This is a genomic window from Methylorubrum populi (assembly GCF_002355515.1).
In the GTDB taxonomy this organism is placed as follows: domain Bacteria; phylum Pseudomonadota; class Alphaproteobacteria; order Rhizobiales; family Beijerinckiaceae; genus Methylobacterium; species Methylobacterium populi_A.
The window spans coordinates 1,644,395-1,665,317 of sequence record NZ_AP014809.1 but is presented as its reverse complement, the minus strand read 5'-3'; the positions used below and the strand labels follow the sequence as shown (position 1 = coordinate 1,665,317).

18 protein-coding genes are annotated in these 20,923 nt (G+C 69.6%); 8 read left to right on the top strand and 10 right to left on the bottom strand.

What is annotated here, in order from left to right:
• Nucleotides 1–237 precede the first annotated feature (237 nt).
• Nucleotides 238–1,890 carry a malate dehydrogenase (quinone) gene (gene mqo, locus MPPM_RS07650; protein ID WP_096487769.1) on the top strand — a complete coding sequence of 551 codons (1,653 nt, stop codon included), beginning with the start codon at nucleotides 238–240 and terminating at the stop codon, nucleotides 1,888–1,890.
• Between the two features lie 96 nt (nucleotides 1,891–1,986).
• Here mqo and MPPM_RS07645 read toward each other — a convergent pair whose 3' ends face one another.
• Both MPPM_RS07645 and MPPM_RS07640 read right to left on the bottom strand, forming a co-directional pair.
• Nucleotides 1,987–3,138: an AI-2E family transporter gene (locus MPPM_RS07645; protein WP_096484539.1), complete on the bottom strand. Its 1,152-nt coding sequence runs from the start codon at nucleotides 3,136–3,138 to the stop codon at nucleotides 1,987–1,989.
• 55 nt (nucleotides 3,139–3,193) lie between these two features.
• The gene (locus MPPM_RS07640; RefSeq protein ID WP_096484538.1) at nucleotides 3,194–3,646 is read right to left on the bottom strand and encodes a molybdenum cofactor biosynthesis protein MoaE; all 453 of its coding nucleotides are present in this window, start codon (nucleotides 3,644–3,646) and stop codon (nucleotides 3,194–3,196) included.
• 149 nt (nucleotides 3,647–3,795) lie between these two features.
• Between MPPM_RS07640 and MPPM_RS07635 the strand changes: the two genes are divergently transcribed.
• Together MPPM_RS07635 and mbfA are read left to right on the top strand one after the other, a co-directional pair.
• Complete coding sequence (locus MPPM_RS07635) at nucleotides 3,796–4,818, top strand: gamma carbonic anhydrase family protein (protein ID WP_096484537.1); 1,023 nt, start codon at nucleotides 3,796–3,798, stop codon at nucleotides 4,816–4,818.
• Between the two features lie 64 nt (nucleotides 4,819–4,882).
• On the top strand, nucleotides 4,883–5,875 hold the full coding sequence (gene mbfA / locus MPPM_RS07630) for an iron exporter MbfA (RefSeq protein ID WP_096484536.1): 993 nt from the start codon (nucleotides 4,883–4,885) through the stop codon (nucleotides 5,873–5,875).
• Between the two features lie 113 nt (nucleotides 5,876–5,988).
• Here mbfA and MPPM_RS07625 read toward each other — a convergent pair whose 3' ends face one another.
• The 4 genes from MPPM_RS07625 to MPPM_RS07610 form a co-directional block, all read right to left on the bottom strand.
• Nucleotides 5,989–6,555: a hypothetical protein gene (locus tag MPPM_RS07625; RefSeq protein WP_096484535.1), complete on the bottom strand. Its 567-nt coding sequence runs from the start codon at nucleotides 6,553–6,555 to the stop codon at nucleotides 5,989–5,991.
• Between the two features lie 217 nt (nucleotides 6,556–6,772).
• Nucleotides 6,773–7,459 (bottom strand): DsbA family protein, encoded by a 687-nt coding sequence (locus MPPM_RS07620; protein WP_096484534.1) that lies wholly within the window; start codon nucleotides 7,457–7,459, stop codon nucleotides 6,773–6,775.
• A 239-nt stretch (nucleotides 7,460–7,698) separates the two neighbouring features.
• Nucleotides 7,699–8,847, bottom strand: a complete 1,149-nt coding sequence (locus tag MPPM_RS07615; RefSeq protein WP_096484533.1) for an FRG domain-containing protein — start codon at nucleotides 8,845–8,847, stop codon at nucleotides 7,699–7,701.
• A 124-nt stretch (nucleotides 8,848–8,971) separates the two neighbouring features.
• Entirely contained in the window at nucleotides 8,972–12,388 is a 3,417-nt protein-coding gene (locus MPPM_RS07610) for an acyl-[ACP]--phospholipid O-acyltransferase (protein WP_096484532.1), read from the bottom strand.
• A gap of 310 nt (nucleotides 12,389–12,698) precedes the next feature.
• Here MPPM_RS07610 and MPPM_RS07605 point away from each other — a divergent pair, with 310 nt between their 5' ends.
• From MPPM_RS07605 to hisG, 4 genes are all read left to right on the top strand, one after another.
• The gene (locus tag MPPM_RS07605) at nucleotides 12,699–13,211 is read left to right on the top strand and encodes a TetR/AcrR family transcriptional regulator (RefSeq protein WP_096487768.1); all 513 of its coding nucleotides are present in this window, start codon (nucleotides 12,699–12,701) and stop codon (nucleotides 13,209–13,211) included.
• Between the two features lie 281 nt (nucleotides 13,212–13,492).
• Entirely contained in the window at nucleotides 13,493–14,380 is an 888-nt protein-coding gene (locus MPPM_RS07600) for a TIGR01459 family HAD-type hydrolase (RefSeq protein WP_096484531.1), read from the top strand.
• Nucleotides 14,381–14,490: 110 nt separating this feature from the next.
• Nucleotides 14,491–15,657, top strand: a complete 1,167-nt coding sequence (locus tag MPPM_RS07595; RefSeq protein WP_096484530.1) for an ATP phosphoribosyltransferase regulatory subunit — start codon at nucleotides 14,491–14,493, stop codon at nucleotides 15,655–15,657.
• Nucleotides 15,654–16,631, top strand: coding sequence for an ATP phosphoribosyltransferase (hisG, locus tag MPPM_RS07590; protein WP_096484529.1), 978 nt, complete (start codon nucleotides 15,654–15,656; stop codon nucleotides 16,629–16,631). Before MPPM_RS07595 ends, hisG begins: the two co-directional genes overlap by 4 nt.
• Nucleotides 16,632–16,944: 313 nt before the next feature.
• Here hisG and MPPM_RS07585 read toward each other — a convergent pair whose 3' ends face one another.
• The 4 genes from MPPM_RS07585 to hemE all read right to left on the bottom strand — a co-directional run bounded on the left by MPPM_RS07585 (nucleotide 16,945) and on the right by hemE (nucleotide 19,327).
• Entirely contained in the window at nucleotides 16,945–17,292 is a 348-nt protein-coding gene (locus MPPM_RS07585; RefSeq protein ID WP_096484528.1) for a lysozyme inhibitor LprI family protein, read from the bottom strand.
• Nucleotides 17,293–17,377: 85 nt separating this feature from the next.
• A complete protein-coding gene (gene hemJ, locus MPPM_RS07580; protein ID WP_096484527.1) occupies nucleotides 17,378–17,818 on the bottom strand; it encodes a protoporphyrinogen oxidase HemJ in 441 nt (146 codons plus the stop codon).
• Nucleotides 17,811–18,260, bottom strand: a complete 450-nt coding sequence (locus tag MPPM_RS07575) for an NUDIX hydrolase (RefSeq protein ID WP_096484526.1) — start codon at nucleotides 18,258–18,260, stop codon at nucleotides 17,811–17,813. The genes hemJ and MPPM_RS07575 overlap by 8 nt, the downstream gene beginning before the upstream one ends.
• Nucleotides 18,257–19,327 (bottom strand): uroporphyrinogen decarboxylase, encoded by a 1,071-nt coding sequence (hemE, locus tag MPPM_RS07570; protein WP_096484525.1) that lies wholly within the window; start codon nucleotides 19,325–19,327, stop codon nucleotides 18,257–18,259. Before hemE ends, MPPM_RS07575 begins: the two co-directional genes overlap by 4 nt.
• 763 nt (nucleotides 19,328–20,090) lie before the next feature.
• Between hemE and MPPM_RS07565 the strand changes: the two genes are divergently transcribed.
• Nucleotides 20,091–20,921, top strand: a complete 831-nt coding sequence (locus MPPM_RS07565; protein ID WP_096484524.1) for a pyruvate, water dikinase regulatory protein — start codon at nucleotides 20,091–20,093, stop codon at nucleotides 20,919–20,921.
• Nucleotides 20,922–20,923: the final 2 nt, after the last annotated feature.

Below are 20,923 nucleotides of genomic sequence, written 5' to 3'. Positions count from 1 at the left end.
TGGCGACCTATGGTCAACCCCGTTCCGGCGATGCCGAACGCGCCCGACGCGGTCTGACAATCGGCTGCGCATGTTCAAGGTTTCAGGGCATGGCAGCCATGTAATCGCCGGGTTGTCGCTCGCGCGTGCTCGTTGTAGCGGACGCGCAGGACCAATAAATTTTTGAGCGGCACGAAAAATAAAATGAAAACTGACGATAAACTGCACATGCACTCCGCGAATGTGCAACATAGCCCGATGCCGATGAACCGGCGGCAGGTTATCGGCGGCGCATTGGCAGGTCTGGCGGCGACGACGCTGCCCGGTTCGCCCCTGCTCGCCGCGGGCGAGCCCCGCAAGGTCGATGTCCTGCTGATCGGCGGCGGCATCATGAGCGCGACGCTCGGTGTCTGGCTGCGCGAACTCGAGCCCGACTGGTCGCTGGAGATGGTCGAGCGGCTCGACGGCGTGGCGCTGGAAAGCTCCAACGGCTGGAACAATGCCGGCACCGGCCACTCCGCCCTGGCCGAGCTGAACTACACGCCGGAGGATTCCAAGGGGAACATCCAGATCGGCAAGGCCGTCGAGATCAACGAGGCCTTCCAGGTCACGCGCCAGTTCCTGGCGTGGCAGGTGCAAAGGGGCGTGCTGAAGAACCCCCGCTCCTTCATCAATTCCACGCCCCACATGAGCTTCGTCTGGGGCGACGACAACATCACCTATCTGCGCAAGCGCTACGAGGCGCTCAAGGCCAGCCCGCTCTTTGCCGGGATGGAGTTCTCGACCGACCCCGAGCAGGTGAAGAAGTGGGTCCCCCTGATGATGGAGGGGCGCGACCCGAAGCAGAAGGTCGCCGCCACGTGGTCGCCGCTCGGCACCGATTGCGAGTGGGGTGAGGTCACCCGCCAGTACATCGCCTCGCTGAAGAGCGGGCCGAAGTTCGACCTTCGCCTCTCGACCGAGGTCGAGAGCTTCGCGCGCAACAAGGACGGCACCTGGCGCGTCACCTCGAAGAACCTGAAGGACGGCAGCCGGTCCACGGTCGATGCCCGGTTCGTGTTCATCGGCGCGGGCGGCGGCGCCCTGCACCTGCTGCAGGCCTCCGGCATCCCCGAGGCCGACGATTATGCCGGCTTCCCCGTCGGCGGCTCGTTCCTCGTCACCGAGAACCAGGACGTGGCCCTGCGCCATCTCGCCAAGGCCTACGGCAAGGCCTCCGTCGGCTCGCCGCCGATGTCGGTGCCGCATCTCGACACCCGGGTGCTCGACGGCAAGCGCGTGATCCTGTTCGGGCCGTTCGCGACCTTCTCGACCAAGTTCCTGAAGGAGGGCTCCTACTTCGACCTGCTGACCTCGACCACCACCAGCAATGTCTGGCCGATGGTCCGCGTCGGCGTCGAGCAGTACCCGCTGATCGAGTATCTCGCCGGCCAAGTGATGCTGTCCGACGAGGACCGCTACCAGGCCCTGCGCGAGTATTTCCCCGACGCCAAGAAGGACGAGTGGCGCCTGGTCCAGGCCGGGCAGCGCGTGCAGATCATCAAGCGCGATGCGGAGAAGGGCGGCGTGCTCAAGCTCGGCACCGAGGTGGTCGCGGCCAAGGACGGCAGCATCGCCGCCCTGCTCGGCGCCTCGCCGGGCGCCTCCACCGCCGCGCCGATCATGCTGAACGTGCTGGAGAAGGTCTTCGCCCAGAAGGTCGCCAGCCCGGAATGGCAGGCGAAGATCCGCCAGATCGTGCCGAGCTACGGCACCAAGCTGAACGGCGATCCGCAGCGGGTCTACCAGGAGCTCGCCTATACCAGCGAGCACCTGCAGCTCACCCCGCCGCCGCAGATCGGGGCTCCGGCCCCGGCGCCCGCCCCGGCCGAGACGGGCACCGTCAAGCCGGTCCCCGACATGGCGCCGTAAGGCGATTACCGGTCCGCAGGTCCAACAAGGATCTGCGGACCGTTCTGTTGACGGATCATTGCGGGGCGAAGCCGAAGCGATCGGCCGGAGAACGCCTCAGGCCTCCGCTTCGGCCCCGTCCTCGATGTAGAGTTCTTCCAGCAGCACCTTGATCACCGCCACCAGCGGCAGGGCGAGCGCCACTCCCCACAGGCCGAACAGCACGCCGAGCAGGAGCTGGCCGGAAAAGATCGTCGCCGCCGGCAGGTCGAGGGCGCGGCGCTGGATGAACGGAGTGAGGCCATAGCTCTCCGCCGTCTGCACCGCGAGGTAGACGCCGAGCGCCCCGAGCAATCCGTTCAGCCCCGAGGCGAGGCTGCTCAGCACGATCACCACGCCCGCGATCAGCGGCCCGATGGTCGGCACGAAGGCGAGCAGGCCGGCCTGGAGCCCGAGGATCAGCGCGCCGCCGATGCCGAGGAAGCTCAGCCCCGCCCAGGTCAGCACGAAGATCGCCGCCATGGTCACGAGCTGTCCGAACAGCCAGTGCCGCAGGGTCTCGCCCGACCCGTCGAGGACGCGCGCGCCCTTCTCGCGGTGGCGCGGCGGCACGAGCCGCAGGGCGCCGTCGCGGTAGCTTTTCGGATCGGCGGCGATGGCCACGCCGAGGAAGACGATCACGAGGACGTTGCCGAGCGCGTTGAACAGCGCAATCACGACGGTCGTGGCCGGGCCGAGCACGCTGCCGGCATCCGACAGGAGCGAGCCGGGGCTCTTCAGGGCGCCCGAGGCGAGACCTGCGAGGCCGCCCTGCTTCTGGCCCTTCCCCTCCTTGCCCTCGTCCCTCTCGCCCTGACCGGTATCACCACCGCCGCCCTGGCCCGCCGGCGCCCCCTGCGATAGGTCGATCTCGATGCCGCGCTCCTTCAGCCAGTCGCGCACCGTCTCCGATTGCTGGCGCACCGTGGTGCCGAGGTCGCGCGCCTGGCTCGCCACGGTGGCGCCGCCGAAGGCGGAGAGCCCGATGGCGAGGGCGGCCAGCACGAGGCAGGCGAGGGCGAGGCGCCATCCGCGCCCGATCGGCAGGACGTAACCGAGGCCGCGGGTCAGACCGTCGAGGAAGACGGCGAACAGGATGCCGGAAAAGATCAGCAGCAGCGTCGCCGAGGCGGTCCAGGCGAGCCAGAGCGCGGCGGCGAAGGCCACGACCGCGATGCCGGCGACCGCGAGGCGGCGCGCGCCCGGCGGGCTGGAAGGGGATGCCGTCATGAGGGGTTTTCCGTTCGCGGTGTCCGGGCGGGCCGGGGCTGGGCAGGCCGAGGGGTCAGGTCCAGGCTTCGGCGGCGGCGGCGTCGGCCTCCGTCGCCTCGACCCAGCCGCCGGTGGTGCCGTCGGCAAGGTGCTCGCGCTTCCAGAACGGGGCGCGGGTCTTGAGGTAGTCCATCAGGAAGTCGGCCGCCGCGAAGGCGGCCTTGCGGTGGGGCGAGGCGGTGACGACGAGGACGATGCCCTCGCCCGGCCGCACCAGCCCGTGGCGGTGGATCACCCGCAGCGCCTGGACCGGCCAGCGGGCGCGCGCCTCCTCCACCACCCGACCGATCTCGGCCTCGGCCATGCCGGGATAGTGCTCCAGCTCCAGCGCGGCGAGCCGGCCCGCCTCGTCGCGGCAGAGGCCGGAAAAGGTCACGACCGCTCCCGCCCGCCCGGCCAGTTCCGCCTCGATCCGGGCAATCTCGGCGGCGGTGTCGAAGGGCTCGGACTGGATGCTGACCGTCATGACCGCCTCTTCGGGAACGCGTACGCGGCGTGGACGGACCTGCCCGAGCGTTTACACGCAAGCCCGTTACTCCATTTGCCCGCGAGCCTATATGGCTCAAGGATAGGACCGCGCCACCGGCGCCGTTTCGAAGAACAGCGAGCCGCGACGTGACGCCCGATCTGATCCTGCCCCATGACGGCATCCTGCCCGTCTTCGCCAGCCGCCCCGTCTGGTGCGGGCGCGCCAGCACCGTGATCGGCACCGCCACCCTCGGGCCCCAGGCCTGGCTCGGGGACGACAGCGTGATCCGCAGCGACGGCCAGCCGATCACCGCGGGCGAGCGCTTCTGGCTCGGCGCCCGCTCCACCGTCCACATCGCCACCGAATCGCTGCCGACCCATATCGGCGACCGGGTCACGGTCGGCCGCAACGCGGTGGTGCATGCCTGCACCGTCGGCTCGGACGTGGTGATCGAGGACGAAGCGATCATCCTCGACGGGGCGGTCGTCGGCGACAACGTGCTGATCGAGGCCGGCGCGACGATCTTTCCCCGCTCGAACCTCGAGAGCGGCTTCGCCTATGGCGGCAACCCGGCCAAGCGCCTGCGCCCGGTGACGCCGGAGGAACTGGCCGAGCGGGCCGAGCGCCTGCGCGAGGCTGCCGGCGAGGCGGCGAGCCCGCCCGCGCCGACCGAGCCGCCGGAGACCGATGCCAGCGTGTTCGTGGCCCGCACCGCCCGGCTCTCCGGCCGCATCGCGCTGGGCGCCGGGGTGACGGTGCTGTTCTCCTGCGAACTCTCGGCGGAAGTCGGGCCGATCGTGGTCGGCGCCGACACCAACATCCAGGACAACACCGTGATCCGCAGCCGCGGCGAGGGCGTGGTGATCGGGCGCGACACCACGATCGGCCACAACGTGCGCATGGCCGATTGCCGGATCGGCGCCCGCTCCCTCATCGGGATCGGCTCGGTGCTGGCACCCGGCACGGTGGTGGCCGACGACGTGATGCTGGCCGGCGGCTCGACCACCGATCCGGGCCAGTTGCTCGAGGGCGGGCACCTCTGGGGCGGCCGGCCCGCGCGCATCCTCGGCACCCTCGACCCGAAGAAGCGGGCGATGATGAGCCACATCGTCGAGGGCTATTGCCGGCACGGGCGCGAGTACCGGCTGCTGCAGGAGCAGGAGGGGTGAGGCCGGCGACGCCCGCCCCGGCGCGCTGTCTCCGGAAACCGACGCCCCGGAGACCGACGCAGCGATGATGAGCCGTCTCTTGACGCTGGCCCTCGGGGGCCGAAAGCGGTTCGACGATCTCAGCGAGCAGGAGATCCTGGCGCTGGCGATCGGGTCGGAGGAGGAGGACGGCCAGATCTATCGCGCCTATGCCGGGCGGCTGCGCGCCGACTCTCCCCATTCGGCCGCCCTATTCGACGCGATGGCGGAGGCCGAGGACGAGCACCGCCGCCGCCTGATCGCGTGCTACAAGAGGCGCTTCGGCGACTTCATCATCCCCATCCGCCGCGAGCACATCGCCGGCTATTACAGCCGCAAGCCGGTCTGGCTGATGCGCCATCTCGGGCTCGAACGCGTCCGCGAGGAGGCCGCCGCGATGGAGCGGCAGGCGCGCGACTTCTACCTCGCCGCCGCCCGGCGCTCGACCGATGCCGACACGCGGGCCCTGCTCGGCGACCTCGCCGCGGCGGAGAGCGCGCACGAGCGCACGGCCGAGGCGCTGACGGAGGCGCATCTCGGCGGACCCGTCCGCGACGAGGAGGACGCCGTCGCCCACCGCCAGTTCGTCCTGACCTGGGTCCAGCCGGGGCTCGCCGGACTCATGGACGGCTCGGTCTCGACGCTCGCCCCGATCTTCGCCACCGCCTTTGCCACGCAGAACCCGTGGACGACCTTCCTCGTCGGTCTCTCCGCCTCGCTCGGCGCCGGCATCTCGATGGGCTTCACCGAGGCCGCCCACGACGACGGAAAGATCTCCGGGCGCGGCTCGCCGCTCAAGCGCGGCCTCGCCTCCGGCGTGATGACCGCCCTCGGCGGCCTCGGCCACGCGCTGCCCTACCTGATCCCGAATTTCTGGCTGGCGACGAGCATCGCCTTCGCCGTGGTCTTCGTCGAGCTCTGGGCCATCGTCTGGATCCAGAACCGCTACATGGAAACGCCGTTCCTGCGGGCCGCCTTCCAGATCGTGCTCGGCGGCTCCCTCGTGCTGGCCACGGGCATCCTCATCGGCGGCGCCTGAGGCGCGCTCGCACTCGGGTCGAAACCCGGGTCAGCCGGGCCATGTCACGCGTCGTTTCCAGCGCCCCCGAGACGCCCAATAGGCCTTCGACGGTGCTGGAAAGGGGATGGAAGCTACGCCGCCGGCGCGGCCCCGCCCTCGCAGGTTCGGCGGATGATGCCCAAAGTCCGCCGGCGGATCAGACCGCTCACCGGACGGATCAGAAACCAGTAGGGCGCAAATCTCCTGCCTGCGGCACGATCCACGCAAATGACGCGCGTCTCCGTCGACAGGATCGTCACGCCTGCGCCTTCGGTGCGGACGGCAAAGTTGAGCGCGAGTTTCGCGATTCCCGGCTCGCTCAGATCCAGAAAGTCCTGCCCGCCAGACAGAGGGGCAAGATCGAAGTCAGGCCGCCAGAAGCGGCCCGCCAGCCCAAACACGACCTCGTTCTCGGAGCGCTGCAGCAGAGTGAAGTCATCGATTCCGAACGGCGGCTGCGGCTCGATCGGCCGGCGCTCGAGAAGCCGCCGGGCCCGCATCGGCAGTTCCCGCAGGGCGATCATCCTTTGGAAAAACGCATCGCTCTCGGTTCGGTAGGCTGCGGCGGCCGCGATCACGGTGTCGGCCGACGCCCTCACGCTTGCGCTGTGATACTCCCTGTATTGCGGGATCGGGATGTATCGATCGATCAGAGCCATCGTCGCACTCGTCCAACCAGCCGCTACCGATGGGAAGGCGGGTCCGCGCCCCGGCCGCATCCCGACGGCGAGAGCCGCAATCCCCGACGGGGATCTTTCGTCGGCATCGGTCAGGTGAGCCAGGATCGACGTATCAGCGCAACCTTGTGCCGTGCAAAGCGCCTCCATGCGGGCGCATCGTCCCGGAAGCCGGCATCCCTTGGTTCGGAACGATCCGCTACCCGCAGGCGATCTGATCGCAGCGCCGCATCGCCGCGATCATCCGCGCCAGCGACTTCACGCCGGGATGGCCGAGCACGCCGGTATTGCCGAGCACGTAGGAGGGCGTCGCGGTGAGCCCAAGATTGGCCGCGACGTTCATGTGGGCGCGCATCGCCTCGCGCACCGCGTCGCTGTCGGCGATCTGTTCGAGTTCGGCCCGCGGCACGCCGGTCTTCGCGCCGATGTCGAGTGCCTTGAGCCCGTCGATCTGGCCCTTGGTGGACAGCAGTTGGCCGTAGAAGGCGAAGGCCGCCGCCGAGCCGAGCTTGCGCTGCACCGCCAGCGACACCTTGGCCGCCTGGGCCGACATCGGCGAAAGGATCGGGTTGTGGACGAGGCCGATCCGGAGGCCCGGATCGCTGCCGGCGAGCGCGGTCACGTCGGCGGCGGCCTTGCGGCACCAGGGGCAGTTGTAGTCGAAGAACTCGTAGAGCGTGACCTCGGCCTCGCGCGGCCCGACATAGGTGACGCCGCGCAATTCCTGGATCTGCCCGGTGATCTCCCCGGGCAGCCGCATATTGGCCACCGGCCGGCCCTCGTCGTTCTCGACCTTGAAGGTCTGGCCGTAGCTCTGAGCGGCGGCGGGACCGGCGATCGCGAGGCCGAGCGAGGAGGCGAGGAAGCGGCGGCGAGAGAGGGGCATCGGCGAATCCCTGGTCGAGCGCGTCCTGACGGGTCCGCGCGCTTGGCGCCATATCCGCCGAGCATGGTTGAAATTCGGCTTAGGTGTCTCTCACGAAGCTCCCGCTGTCCTCTCCTCGCCAGAGCGAGAACGGTCGGCAATCGGGAATTTTGTGAGCAGGGCGCGCCTTCCGAGCGGTGCCGCTGGAACGGAGCGGACCGGCCTTCTGTGGGCGCGAGCCCCGCTCGCCGCGTCGATCGCTATCGGGATCGGAAGAGCTTGGGGGCATCCTCGATCTTGCTGAGATCGAGCTCCAGTTCGGTGCCGTCCGGCAGGCGGGCGCCGACCGTAAAGGCGCCGTAGGAATAGAGTTCGAGCTTGACCTTTCCCGTCGATTGCGGCCGCACGGTCCGCTTCGCTTTCGCGAAGCTGTCGTGCAGGAAGAACTCGACCGGCTCGGTCAGCATCTTCGATCCATCCGGGGACGCGACTTCGAGCACCGTCTTGAACCAACCGGTCTCGACGGCCTCGACCCGGGCGCTCAAGCGCCAACCGTTCCTCTCGGGTTTCCCACCCCACTGTCCCTTCTGCGGATCGTCGGGACGAATGCGCGGTTTGGCGACCGTGACCGGAGGCGCGACCGCCTGGGCCGCCGCCGGCTGCTGTGGCGCGACCGGTGCCGCGACCGTCGGCATCAGGCGCCATGCAAGAAGCTTGGCCAGCCCATCGATATCCGGGAACATGGTGGCGTGATTGAAGCCGAGACTGTCGAGCTTGATCCGGAAATCACCCTTCAGGCGGCCGGGGATCACGATCTGGCGCTTGTCCGGAGCATCGTAGGCCCGGAGGGGATTGGGGTGGACGGTGAACAGCCCTCTCTGCGCCGTGATCCGGCGGGAGACGTGGGCGGGATAGAAGAACTGGACATCCTTCGCGTCGAATGGGCTGGTGGCGCGCGCCGTCTCGTCGGCGCCCGTCGGCTTCGGCACGATGTACAGGCCGCCGTCGAAGCTCATGCTCCGGCGCGGATCCGAGCCCCAGACCGCGAAATAGGTCGATACCATCGGGCTCTCCGACCAGTCGATGAGCCGGGTCGGCGCCATGTGATGCTGCGCGATCGCGAGCCACTCCCACTCATCGGCCGGCAGGTAGGTGAGGTAGGGCCGGGCTTCGCGCTTGAAGCACCGGAGGAGCCGCGCCTCCTCATCCATCAGTCGGGTGCTATCGTCCCATCCACGCCCAATCGATGGAAGTAACTCGTACGTGACGTTGGTGACACCGCGAAAGATCCACTTGCCGTCCAAAAATTGTTCAATGTTATTCAGGAAATCATTCCAAGAATTGATGATGATGCGGGGAAATAAATCAGACACCGATGATGAAACGGAAATCGGTTTTCCCTGAGACATCACCCTACACCCGAATCGGCAGGATCTTATACTCCAGGTTCGTATATTGGTGAGAAATTACAAGCTCAGATTTAAAGACGATGTCGGCCGGACGCGTGAGCCGCCGGCCGACATCGGTCTCGCCTCACGCGGCTTCCGCCGTCGCCGCCCGTTCCCGGGCGAGCTTCGTCACGCCCACCTGATCGATCTTGCCGGTGCCGAGCATCGGCAACGCCTCCAGCACGACCACCTCGGCGGGAATCGCGACATCGGCCGCGCCCCGGCTCTTGGCGTGGGTCTGGTAGGCGGCCCGCGTCGCGCCCTTGGCCTCCGTGAACAGGATCAGGCGCTCGCCCTTGCGGGCATCGGGCACGGCAGCCACCGCACTCGGGGCGTCGGGCCAGAGTTCGGCGGCGAGCGACTCGACGCTGGCCAGCGAGACCATCTCGCCCGCGATCTTGGCGAAGCGCTTGGCCCGGCCCTTGATCGTCACGAAGCCGTCGGCGTCGAAGGCGACGATGTCGCCGGTGTCGTACCAGCCGTCCGCGGGCGGCTCCAGCACGCCGGGATTCTCCGCGCGCAGGTAGCCGAGCATGATGTTGGGACCGCGCACCACGAGGCGTCCGCCCTCCTCGATGCCGGGCACGGATTCGAGCCGCGACTCGATCCCCGGCAGGAGGCGACCGACCGTGCCGAAGCGGTTGAACATCGGCGTGTTGAGGGCGAGGACCGGCCCGCACTCGGTGACGCCGTAGCCCTCCAGGATGCGCAGGCCGAACTTTTCCGCCCAGGTCCTGCGGGTCGCCTGCTTCACCGGCTCGGCGCCGGCCACGACGTAGCGGAGGCTCCGCAGGTCGTAGGAATGCGCCATCTTCGCGTAGCCGGTGAGGAAGGTGTCGGTGCCGAACAGGACCGTGGCGTTGGTGCCGTAGATGAGTTCGGGCACGATCCGGTAGTGCAGCGGCGAGGGGTAGAGGTAGACCGGCACGCCCGAGATCAGCGGCAGCACCAGCCCGGCCGTCAGCCCGAAGGCGTGGAACACCGGCAGCACGTTGAACACCTTGTCGCGGGGCCCGAAATCGATGCGCGCGGCGACCTGCGCGGTGTTGGCGAGCATCGCCCGGTTGGCGAGCACCACGCCCTTCGGCGTGCCCTCGCTGCCTGAGGTGAACAGGATCGCCGCCGGGTCGGTCCCTTTCCGCGCGACGAGCGGCCGCCGGGGGCTCAAGAAGCCGCGGATCTTGTCGCCCGTGGTGACGCCCGCCCGCACGTCCTCGAGATAGATCAGGCGGATCGTCCCCTGGATGCCCTCGATCAGGGCGCCGAGGCGTCCCTTCTCGATGAAGGCGCGGGAGGTGAGGATGGTGTCGACCTGCGCCGCGCGGCAGGCCGAGAGCACCGCGGCGGGGCCGGCGGAGAAGTTGATCATCGCCGGCACCCGGCCGGCGCTGGCGAGCGCGAAGAACGTCACCGCCGCGCCGTTGGCGTTGGGCAGCATCAGCCCGACCGGCTTCTTGGCGTCCGGCAGCAGCGCCTGGAGCTTCCGGCCGAGGATGTTGGCGCCCATCACGAGGCGCGAATAGCTCATCGTGCCCGTCACCGGGTCTTCCAGCGCCGTGCGGCGCCAGCCGTGAAGCTGGCCCGCCTCGATCAGCGCGGAGAAGACGCCGCGCTCGATGTCGGCGGTCTCGAAGACGAGGTCCGACATGATGTCGTAGAGCGCCGCGCCGGCCGCCCGGCGGCGGTTCTTGCCCTTCAGCTCGGGATCGACGTGGAGGCGGACCGGCGGCATGATCGTCACCGTCACCTTCGGCCACCACGCGCGGCGGACCTGATCGCGCTTCAGGCGCGAAAAAATCGTGCGCTCCGGCCCGTCGATCTTCACCGGCACGACCATGGCGCCGGACTTGTCGGCAATCAGGCCCGCCCCGTCATAGACCTTCATCAGGCTGCCGGTGACGGTGAGCCGGCCCTCGGGGAAGATGATCAGCGTCTCGCCGCCCTTGACCGCATTGATGAGCGTGCGGGTGGCAAGCGGCCGGGTCGGGTCGAGCGGCATCGCCTTCGTCACCTTGAGGAACGGCTTCACCCACCAGCGCTGGGCGATGCCGTGGTCGATGGCGAAGACCGGCTCCTTGTCCAGCAGCGACAGCGCCAGCGGCGCGTCGAGGAAGGAGACGTGGTTGAGGGCGACGATGGCGTTCGGGCCGGCCCGCTCGACATTCTCCAGGCCCTTCACCTCCAGGCGGTAGACCGCGCGGAACAGGATCGAAAGCGCGTCGCGCAGGGGGTTCGTCGGCAGGGTCTTGAGGATCACCGCGCCGACGATCAGGTTCAGCACCGCCACGAGGCCGAGGAGCTGGGCCATGGTGAGCCCCGCCCCCTGGAGCACGGCCAGCGCCAGGGTGCCGCCGACCATGAAGGCGGCGGTGAGCACGTTGACCGCGCCGATGACGCGGGCACGCTTGGCCTTCTCGGTCCAGGCCTGCACCGCGGCAAACGAGGGCACGACGTAGAGGCCGCCGGCCACGGCGATGCCGAAGAAGTCGATGGCGATGCGCAGGCCGTGGCCGCTGGTGATGAAGTCCCAGGCCCCGACCGGCTCGCCCGCGGGCGGAGGCAGGTGCGAGACGGTCCAGGCGAGGTCGAGACCGAACAGGCCCATCAGCACCGCGCCGACCGGCGTCGGCAGCAGCACGATGCGCCCGCTGGCCAGCCACGAGGCGAGGCCGGATCCCACCGCGATGCCGACCGAGAAGATCGCGAGCAGCGTCGTGGCGACGATCTCGGTGCCGTTCAGCGTCTGGCGCACCAGCACGGGGAGCAGCGAGAGGATCACGACGCCGACGAGCCAGAACCAGCTCACGATCACCGAGCCGCGCCACAGCCGCGTGTCGGCCCAGAGGTCGCGCAGGAGCTCAGTAGTGGAGCGGGCGACGTTGCGGTCGACATGCAGGTCCGGCGCGCCCTCGCCGGTGGCCGGGATCATCCGGGCGGCGAGCCAGCACAGGACCGCCATGCCCATCAGCCCGGCGCTCAAGCCCAGCGCGTGGCCGCCCATGGCCATGGCGAGGCCGGCGGTGATGGTGCCCAGCAGGATGGCGAGGAAGGTCGCGGCCTCGACCAGGGCGTTGCCGGCGGTCAGTTCCTCGCGCTTCAGATGGTCGGGCAGGATGCCGTACTTGATTGGCCCGAACAGGGCCGCGATGATTCCGAACAGGCCGAGCGCGCCGAACAGCAGCGGCACCGAGTGCAGCCAGAAGCCGAGCACCGAGAGCAGGGCCGCGAAGATCTCGGCGAATTTCAGCCGCTTGGCCAGCACCGCCTTGTCGTAGCGGTCGGCCAGTTGCCCGCCGAGGCCCGAGAGGATGAAGAACGGACCGATGAACACGGCGCTCGCCAGCGTCACCAGCACGCCGCCCGAACTCTCCCCCCGGGCGCTCACCTGGAACAGGATCAGCAGGGCGAGCGCGTTCTTGAGGAAATTGTCGTTGAAGGCGGAGAAGAATTGGCACCAGAACAGCGGCGCGAAGCGTCGCGTCGTCATCAGTGTGCGGAACATCGTGGTCTCTCCCGGCTCCGGGCATGACTGCCTGCCGACGGCGAAGGCGTCAAATCCGTGTTTTGCACGGTGTTCAAATTAGATCGGACCGAACGCCGCGCAAGCTTGATTTTGAACGTCGTGCAATCTAACCCGGTGCCGGGTGCGGGCACGCACGCCAACGGGAGATGTCGGCACGCGAGGAGCGGATTTGGCGGGCAAGGAATCGGCGAGCAAGGATACGACCGGGAAGACGCGCGGCAGCGGTCCGCGGGGCGAGCATGACCGCGAGGGCTTCATCGCCCTCGTCGCGGGCGCGGCGGAGAGCCTCGTGCGCAACGAGGGGTTTCGCGCGCTCGGCATGCGGCGGCTGGCGGCGGCGATCGGCTACGCGCCGAACTCGATCTACAACGCGGTGGGCGACCTCGATCAGGTGGTGCTGCGGGTCAATGCCCGTACGCTCGCCCGGCTGCACGCGGCGCTGACGGCGGAGATCGACCCGAACCGGGCGGCACGGGACAACGCCCTGGCGCTGGCCGACGCCTACCTCGTCTTCGTCGCCGCCGACCCGCGGGTCTGGAGCCTGCTGTTCGAGCATCTCGCCGCGCCGGACCAGCCGTTTCCGGACTGGTACGCCGCAGCCCTGGCCGAGCCGGTCGGGCTCGTCGACACCGTGCTGGCGCCGCTGATCGCCGAACCGGGCGAGCGCCGCCGGGCGGTCGCCGCCCTCTGGGCCGCCCTGCACGGGCTCGCCTCGCTCTCGACCTCGCGCAAGCTCGCCGTGCTCACCCCCGACCCGCCGCGGGATCTCGCCCGGCTGCTGGTGGGGCGATTTCTGGGGTAGGCCCCCACCCCCCCTCTGCGGGGGAGGGTGCCTGCGAAGCAGGCGGGAGAGGGGAGCAACGCTTCCGGACGATGCGGAGCCAGCCCCTCACCCGACCGCCTTCGGGGGCCACCCTCTCCCCATCCGTGTCGGGCTTACCCGACTCGGACAAGGGAGCCGGATATCGGGCAAGCCCGACATCCGGAGGGGAGAGGGAGATCCGCACGAAGGATCGTGCGCTGGCCTTCAGTGATCCGCAAACCTCGCTATAGAGCCCGCATCACCGCCGACCGGACCCTTCGATGACTCAATCCCTCGTCCCGACGCTGCGCCACTTCGCGGAGGTGGCCGAGCGCTACGACCTGATCCTGTGCGACGTCTGGGGCGTGCTGCATGACGGGACCCGCGGCCACGCCGCCGCCGGCGAGGCGCTGATCCGCTTCCGCGGGCTCCCCGGCCCGCGTCCGCGCCGGGTGATCCTGGTCTCGAACGCGCCCCGCCCGTGGCAAGGCGTCCAAAAGATCCTCGACGGCTACGGCGTGAAGCGGGAGGCCTACGACGCGATCCTCACCTCCGGCGACCTGACCCGGCGGCTGATCGCCGAGCATCCGGGCGAGCGGGTCTACCACTTGGGCCCCGAGCGCGACGCGCCGGTCTTCGACGGGCTCGATCTCACCCTGGTGCCGGGGACGGAAGCCCAGCGCATCGTCTGCACCGGCCTGTTCGACGACGACACTGAGACGGCGGAGGATTACCGCGAGGCCCTGGTCGCGTTCCGCGCCCGCGACGTGCCGATGATCTGCGCCAATCCCGACCTCGTGGTCGAGCGCGACAAGCGGCTGATCCCCTGCGCCGGCCTGATCGCCCAGGCCTACGAGGCCATCGGCGGATCGGTCGTCTATGCGGGCAAACCGTACCGGCCGGTCTACGAGACGGCGCTCGCCATGGCCGGCGAACTCGACGGCTTGCCTTCGCCGGACGTGGCCCGCACCGTCGCGGTGGGCGACGCGATCCGCACCGACATCGCCGGGGCCGCCGGGTACGGCATCCCATCGGTGCTGGTGGCCCGCGGCATCCATGCGGAGGAACTCGGCGTCACGGCCGAGCACCACAGCCTCGGCGACATCGCGGACTGGCTCGGCCGCCAGCCGGTGCGGCCCGACGCGGTGATCGAGCGGCTGGTCTGGTAAGGCGCCGCGCGGTCCCTTCCGCACGGGCTGCGCACTCAAAATCAGATCCTGCGGTCGCCAACCAGTGATGCGGTTGCTATGGGGGCCGAAATCAAGCTGGATCCGACACGATGACGAGACCGGAGGCAGGCGGCCCGAGCGGGGCGGAGGCGTTGCGCCATGTGCGGCTGTCGGCGCATTTTTCCGCCTGCGGATACGTGCCCGCCTCGCCCCCGGTGCTGCAGCCCGTCGAGCCCTTCCTCGAATTGTCGGGCGAGGATATCCGGCGGCGCATCTTCGTGACGCAGGACGCGACCGGGGCCGAGCTGTGCCTGCGGCCGGAATTCACCATCCCCGTCTGCCGCCTGCACCAGGCGATGCGGCCGGGCGAGAGCGCCGATTACAGCTATCTCGGCCCGGTCTTCCGCGTCGCGGCGGGTGAGCCCGACGAGTTCGTCCAGGGCGGCATCGAATCGATCGGGCGCACCGACACCCCGGCGGCGGATGCCGAGGTGCTCGGCCTCGCCTTCGAGGGACTCGACCTGCTCGGCCGCACCGACGTCGCGGTGCGGCTCGGCGATATGGGCCTGACCCACGCCTTCCTCGACGCGCTGGCGGTGCCGCCAGTGGCCAAGCGCCGGACCCTGCGGGCGATCGCCGCCGGGCGCTCCCTCGACGAGGTCGCGAACACGGCCCAGACCGAGGATCGCCATGCCGGCCTGCTCGCGGCGATCCAGGGCCAGGATGCCGGCGCCGTGCGCGCCTTCGTCGAGGACGTGCTGTCGATCGCCGGCATCTCGCAGGTCGGCGGGCGCAGCGCCGGCGCCATCGCCGAGCGCTTCCTCGCCAAGGCCTCGGCCCAGGCACAGGGCGGCGCCGGCCTCAATGCGGGCAACCGCGAGCTGATCGAGCGCTACTGCGCCATCTCCGGCGATCCCGACGCCGCCGCCGCGGCGGTGCGGGCGCTGGCGCGCGAGGCCGGCCTGACCCATGCCGGTCTGGAGGCGGCGCTCGCCCTGTTCGAGGAGCGCACCGGCTTCATGGCGGCCCGCGGCCTGCCCGTGGAGCGCTTCCGCTTCAGCGGCGGGTTCGCGCGCAACCTCGACTACTACACCGGCTTCATCTTCGAGGTGACGGGCGCCCGCGGCGGACCGACGCTCGTCGGCGGCGGGCGCTACGACGGCCTCCTGCAGCAGCTCGGCAGCCCGGTGCCGCTGCCGGCGGTGGGCTGCGCATTCTGGCTGTCGCGCTGCGCCGAGGGCGCGGTGGGCGGAAGCGCTGGAGGAGATGTCGCGTGACCGATCAGCCCCTGGTTCTCGCCGTCCCCTCGAAGGGCCGGCTTCAGGAGAATGCGAGCGCCTTCTTCTCCCGCGCCGGGCTGAAGCTGGTGCAGAAGGCCGGCGCGCGCGAGTATCGCGGCACGCTCGCCGGCCTGCCCGGCGTCGAGGTGCGCTACCTCTCGGCCTCTGAGATCGCCAGCCAGCTCGCCAGCGGGGCCGCCCATCTCGGGGTGACCGGCGAGGACCTGATCCGCGAGATGCTGCCCGATCCGGGCGCGAGCGTGGAGCTGCTGACGCCGCTCGGCTTCGGCCATGCCAGCGTGGTGGTGGCGGTGCCCCAGGCCTGGATCGACGTGCGCGCCATGAGCGACCTCGACGAGGTGGCGAGCGAGATGCGCCTGCGCCAGGGCCGGCGGATGCGCATCGCCACCAAATACGTGAACCTGACCCGCCGCTTCTTCGCCGAGGCCGGCATCGCCGATTACCGCATCGTCGAGAGCCTGGGCGCCACCGAGGGCGCGCCGGCGGCGGGCTCGGCGGAGATCATCGTCGACATCACGACCACCGGCACCACGCTCGCGGCCAACGCCCTCAAGATCCTCGATGACGGGGTGATGCTGCGCTCGGAGGCCAACCTCGTCGCCTCGCTCAAGGCGTCCTGGGGCGAGACGGCGCGGGCCGCCCTTCGCGCCGTGCTCGGCCGGATCGCGGCGGAAGAGCGCGCCCGCACCACCCGCGAGGTGCGCGCGGCGCTGCCGGAATCCGGCCAAATCGATCTGGCGACGATTGCCGGCCTGCACGAGGCCGAGCTGCCCTACGGCGCGCCCCGCGGCGCCGACGGCGAGATCGTGATGCGCTGCCCGGTGGATGCGGTGTTCGACCTCTCCGACGCCCTGGTCCAGGCCGGGGCGCGGGCGGTCAGCGTGCGGCGGATCGACTACGCCTTCGCGGCGGAGAACCCGCTGGCGGAGCGGCTGCTGGCGCGATTGTGAGCGGCGGTTTTCTGATGACTCAGGGCGCCGAGGGTTCCCCTCTCCCCGTGTGCGGGGAGAGGGCTTCGTGCCCCCTTGTCGGGGCATGAAGCGAGGCGGCAACCGAGGGTGAGGGGGCGCTTCAGGGTGAGCCTCTTCCGGCGGCGCCCCCTCACCGCCGCTCCGGCTTCGCCTCCGCTTCCTGTCTGCACGACGAGGTGCAGACAGGCCTCTCCCCGCGTGCGGGGAGAGGGGAATCCTCGCATCCCGAAGTGATCAACCGGATACCGAGCAAAGCGGCCCCTCAGGATGACGGGATGGGTGGGAAAGAACCCTACTGCCCGCCCTGCTTGGCAAACTCCGACAGAACGGCGCGAAGAATCTTGAGCCGGCCCTCGTAGGCCGCCGTGAGGCAGGCGACGTCGGTGCCGCAGGCGCGGCGGTCCTTGAGCCAGGCCTCCTGATCCTCCTGCATCTTGGTGCGGTTGCCCATCGGCAGCAGGTCTTTGAGGATGTCGAAGCGCACCGCCATCTCGACGTCGAGATCGTTGAGGCTGCGGGTGTCGCAGATCGTCTTCTCGTCCGGCGTCTCGGCCTTGGCGCAGGGAAAGCTCGCCGCCGCCGCGGGCGAGGCCGCGGCAAGACTCAGAGCAAGGCTCAGGGCGAGGAACGGGACACGCATCGGCAAGGCTCCATCGTGGGCAACGGCCACGCTTTGCCCTTCCAACGGTTCGTTCCCGCCCCGGTGCCCGCCTTTGAAAAAAGAATCAGCTAAAGGGCTTCACGATCGCGAGGATGACGATGCCGATCATCAGCAGCGTCGGTACCTCGTTGATCACCCGGTAGAAGTTGGGGCCCCGCGTGTTGCGGTCGGCGGCGAAGTCCTTGACCGTGCGGGCGAGGAAGCCGTGCACGCCGCTCATCGCCAGCACCAGGGCGAATTTCGCGTGCAGCCAGGGCGCGGCGTAGTAGCCGCTCTGCCACGCGAGCCACAGGCCGAGGATCCAGGTGACGATCATGGCCGGGGTCATGATCGCCTTGAGCAGGCGCCGCTCCATGCCTTTGAAGGTCTCGGACTGCACCCGCGAGCCGGCGGGCAGGGCCGCGTGGTTCACGAACAGGCGCGGCAGGTAGAGCATCGCCGCCATCCACGAGATAACCGCAATGACGTGGAAGGCCTTGATCCAGGGGTACGAAGCGTCAAGCACCGGGTGAGGGACTCCGTGACGGGGATGCCGCGCGCAGGCGCGGCAGAAGCTCTCGGGTGAGGAGCGGCGCGAGCGGCATCGCCGAATCGTCCGCCGAAGGGTTCAGGGCGAGCCAGGCGGTTTCCTCGATCTCCGCGCCGCAGACCGGGTTCAGGCCGGGCACGGCCTCCTGCCGGTAGACGCTCGCCTCGACGACGTAGCCGGGCTCGTTGGCCGCCTCCGCCTCGAACCGGCCGAGGCCGATCGCCGTCCCCGGATCGAAGGTGAGGCCCAATTCCTCCCGCAACTCGCGGGCGAGGCAGGCTGCGTCGGTCTCACCGCCCTCGAACTTGCCGCCGGGCAGCATGAAGCGCGTGCTGCCGCGCTTGCGCACCACCAGCAAAGCCTCGCCCCCGGCCGCCCGCCGCACCAGTGCCAGGGCGGCGACGCGGATGCGGCTCACCGCCCGCCCCGGAGCCGGGCCAGCATCTGCTCGACATGGGCGATCGGCGTCTGCGGGGTGATGCCGTGGCCGAGGTTGAAGATGTGCGGCAGCCCCTCGGTCGCCGCCAGGATGGCGTCCACGGCCGCGTCCAGGGCCCGCCCGCCCTCGATCAGCGTCTCGGGGTGGAGGTTGCCCTGAGTCACCGTCGTGGCCGGCACACGGGCGCGCAGGGCCGCGAGATCGACCCCCCAATCGACGCCGACGGCATCCGCGCCGGTCTCGGGGATGACGCGGGCATGGCCCTCGAGACCCGAGCCGCGGGCGAAGACGATGATCTTCGCATCCGGCACCTGCGCGCGGATGCCCTCGACCATCCGCGCGATCGGACCGAGGGAGAAGCGCTTGAGCGCGTCGCCGTCGCTCGAAGCCGGCAGCACGCCGGCATGGGACTCGAAGATCTGCACCGCGTCGGCGCCGGCGCGGAACTGGCGCACGAGGTACTCGGTCTGGACGGTGACCAGCCGGTCGAGCAGCGCATCGAGAAGCGCCGGATCGGAGGCCGCCAGCGCCCGGGCCGGGGCGAGATCCGGCGTGCCGCGCCCGCCGATCATGTAGCTCGCGACCGTCCACGGCGCGCCGCAGAAGCCGAGCAGCGTGGTCTCGTGGGGGAGCGCCCCGCGGATCCGCTCCACCGCCTCGAAGACCGGCGCCAGATGCGAAAAAATCGCCGGGTCGCCCGCCTCGCGCAGGCGCTCGAACTGCGCCCTGCCTTCGAGCGCGTCGAGGCGCGGACCCTCGCCCTCGACGAAGCGCACGTCCTGGCCCAGGGCGTGGGGCACCACGAGGATGTCGGAGAACAGGATCGAGGCCTCGAAGCCGAAGCGGCGGATCGGCTGGAGCGTCACCTCGGTGGCGAAGGCCGGATTGTAGCAGAGATCGAGGAAGGAGCCGGCTTCCGCCCGGGTCGCCCGGTATTCCGGCAGGTACCGGCCGGCTTGGCGCATCATCCAGGCCGGGGGCGGGGAGATCGCCTCGCCCGACAGCACCCGCAGCACCGGCCTGTCCGCCGTCCTTGCCTCGGCCATTCCCAACTCGCTTCCTGCCCGCTTGCCCTTTGCGAGGGAGGCCGGAGAGGTCGCGACCGCGCCATCCCCACCCAGGCCCTCTTCAAAGAAAGAGAGATTCTAGAATCTCTGTTTTTTCTCTTGGACGTTGGATCGTGATGCCGCAAGCGCGTCCACAGGCCCTCCCCACAGCCGCGGCGTTAATCGCCTCTTAACGGATTGGATCTAATGTCCACGATAGGCCAAGCTCACCAGCGGCTTGCGTGGGCCCCTGTGCCCTGAGGGCCCCTTCGGTCCCGGATTCTCCCACGGGGGCGACTCCGCCGTGCGCGCAAGATCACGGTGTTGAGGGAGGAGTCGATGGTTTTCGGGGCAACCCGCCATCGCGCGCCCGCCGGCCCGGCTTTTCCCCACTTGTCGACTCCTCGCCGGCCGGTTGGGGACATCCTGCCGACGAAACCGCTCTTGAACGCCTCAAGCCCTTGAAAGAGCTGGCTTTGCGATGAGGCGCCGACGCCTCTTCCAGCCGCGGCGCGGCGCCTTGACGGAGGGCCGAACCTGTCGGCGTGAGGCGGAGCCGAAGCGATCCAGGTTGCGCGGCGGCCTCCGCAACGGCCTGCCGGGTTCCGTTTCCGCGCCATCGGCCCGCCATCAGACTGAGGGCCGTCCGCGGAAGAACGGCAATTCGGCATCGCCTTCGCGCAAAAAAATGCTCTAAGCATCGCGGGCGGGGCGGCCACGCTGTCTCCCAGGATCGATGCGTCACGGCAGAGACGGGCCGACGATGAGCCGCAGCTACTTCCATCTCCACCTCGTTTCGGACTCCACCGGCGAGACCCTGATCAATGTCGGGCGCGCCGCGGCGGTGCAGTACGAGGGGATCTCGGCGATCGAGCACGTCTACCCGCTGGTGCGCTCGGGCGCGCAGCTCGAACGGGTGATCTCGGAGATCAAGGCGGCGCCGGGCCTCGTGCTCTACACGCTGGTCGGCCACGAACTGATCGAGCGCCTGGAGGAGGCCTGCCGCGAGACCGGCTCGCCGACGCTCAACGTGCTTCAGCCGGTGCACGCGCTCTTGCGCTCCTATCTCGGCGCGACCTCGACCGAGCGGCCGGGCGCCCAGCACATGCTCAACGCCGAGTACTTCAAGCGCATCGACGCGATGAACTTCACCCTGGCCCACGACGACGGCAACCTGCCGGCGGATCTCGACGAGGCCGATGTGGTGCTGGTCGGCGTCAGCCGCACCTCGAAGACGCCGACCTCGATCTATCTCGCCAATCGCGGGCTCAAGACCGCGAACCTGCCGCTCGTGCCCTCGATGCCGCTGCCGCCGAGCTTCGACCGGGTGAAGAAGGCGCTGATCGTCGGGCTGATCGCCAGCCCCGAGCGGATCGTGCAGATCCGCCAGAACCGCCTGCTCAGCCTCAAGGCCGACGACAATTCCTCCTACGTCGATCGGGAATCGGTGGCCGACGAGATCGCCGCCTCGCGCCGGCTCTGCGCCAAGTACCGCTGGCCGACCATCGACGTGACCCGCCGCTCGATCGAGGAGACGGCGGCCGCGATCCTCGATCTCTACCGCGAGCACCGCCTCAAGTTCATCGCGACCTGAGG

Coding starts and splice junctions, on each gene's coding strand:
- MPPM_RS07640 (WP_096484538.1), bottom strand. CDS start 3,646: ATGACGGTCAGCATCCAGTCCGAGCCCTTCGACACCGCCGCCGAGATT.
- MPPM_RS07610 (WP_096484532.1), bottom strand. CDS start 12,388: ATGTTCCGCACACTGATGACGACGCGACGCTTCGCGCCGCTGTTCTGG.
- MPPM_RS07600 (WP_096484531.1), top strand. CDS start 13,493: ATGACTCAATCCCTCGTCCCGACGCTGCGCCACTTCGCGGAGGTGGCC.
- MPPM_RS07620 (WP_096484534.1), bottom strand. CDS start 7,459: ATGCCCCTCTCTCGCCGCCGCTTCCTCGCCTCCTCGCTCGGCCTCGCG.
- MPPM_RS07595 (WP_096484530.1), top strand. CDS start 14,491: ATGACGAGACCGGAGGCAGGCGGCCCGAGCGGGGCGGAGGCGTTGCGC.
- MPPM_RS07625 (WP_096484535.1), bottom strand. CDS start 6,555: ATGGCTCTGATCGATCGATACATCCCGATCCCGCAATACAGGGAGTAT.
- MPPM_RS07615 (WP_096484533.1), bottom strand. CDS start 8,847: ATGTCTCAGGGAAAACCGATTTCCGTTTCATCATCGGTGTCTGATTTA.
- MPPM_RS07565 (WP_096484524.1), top strand. CDS start 20,091: ATGAGCCGCAGCTACTTCCATCTCCACCTCGTTTCGGACTCCACCGGC.
- mbfA (WP_096484536.1), top strand. CDS start 4,883: ATGATGAGCCGTCTCTTGACGCTGGCCCTCGGGGGCCGAAAGCGGTTC.
- MPPM_RS07645 (WP_096484539.1), bottom strand. CDS start 3,138: ATGACGGCATCCCCTTCCAGCCCGCCGGGCGCGCGCCGCCTCGCGGTC.
- MPPM_RS07585 (WP_096484528.1), bottom strand. CDS start 17,292: ATGCGTGTCCCGTTCCTCGCCCTGAGCCTTGCTCTGAGTCTTGCCGCG.
- hemE (WP_096484525.1), bottom strand. CDS start 19,327: ATGGCCGAGGCAAGGACGGCGGACAGGCCGGTGCTGCGGGTGCTGTCG.
- mqo (WP_096487769.1), top strand. CDS start 238: ATGCCGATGAACCGGCGGCAGGTTATCGGCGGCGCATTGGCAGGTCTG.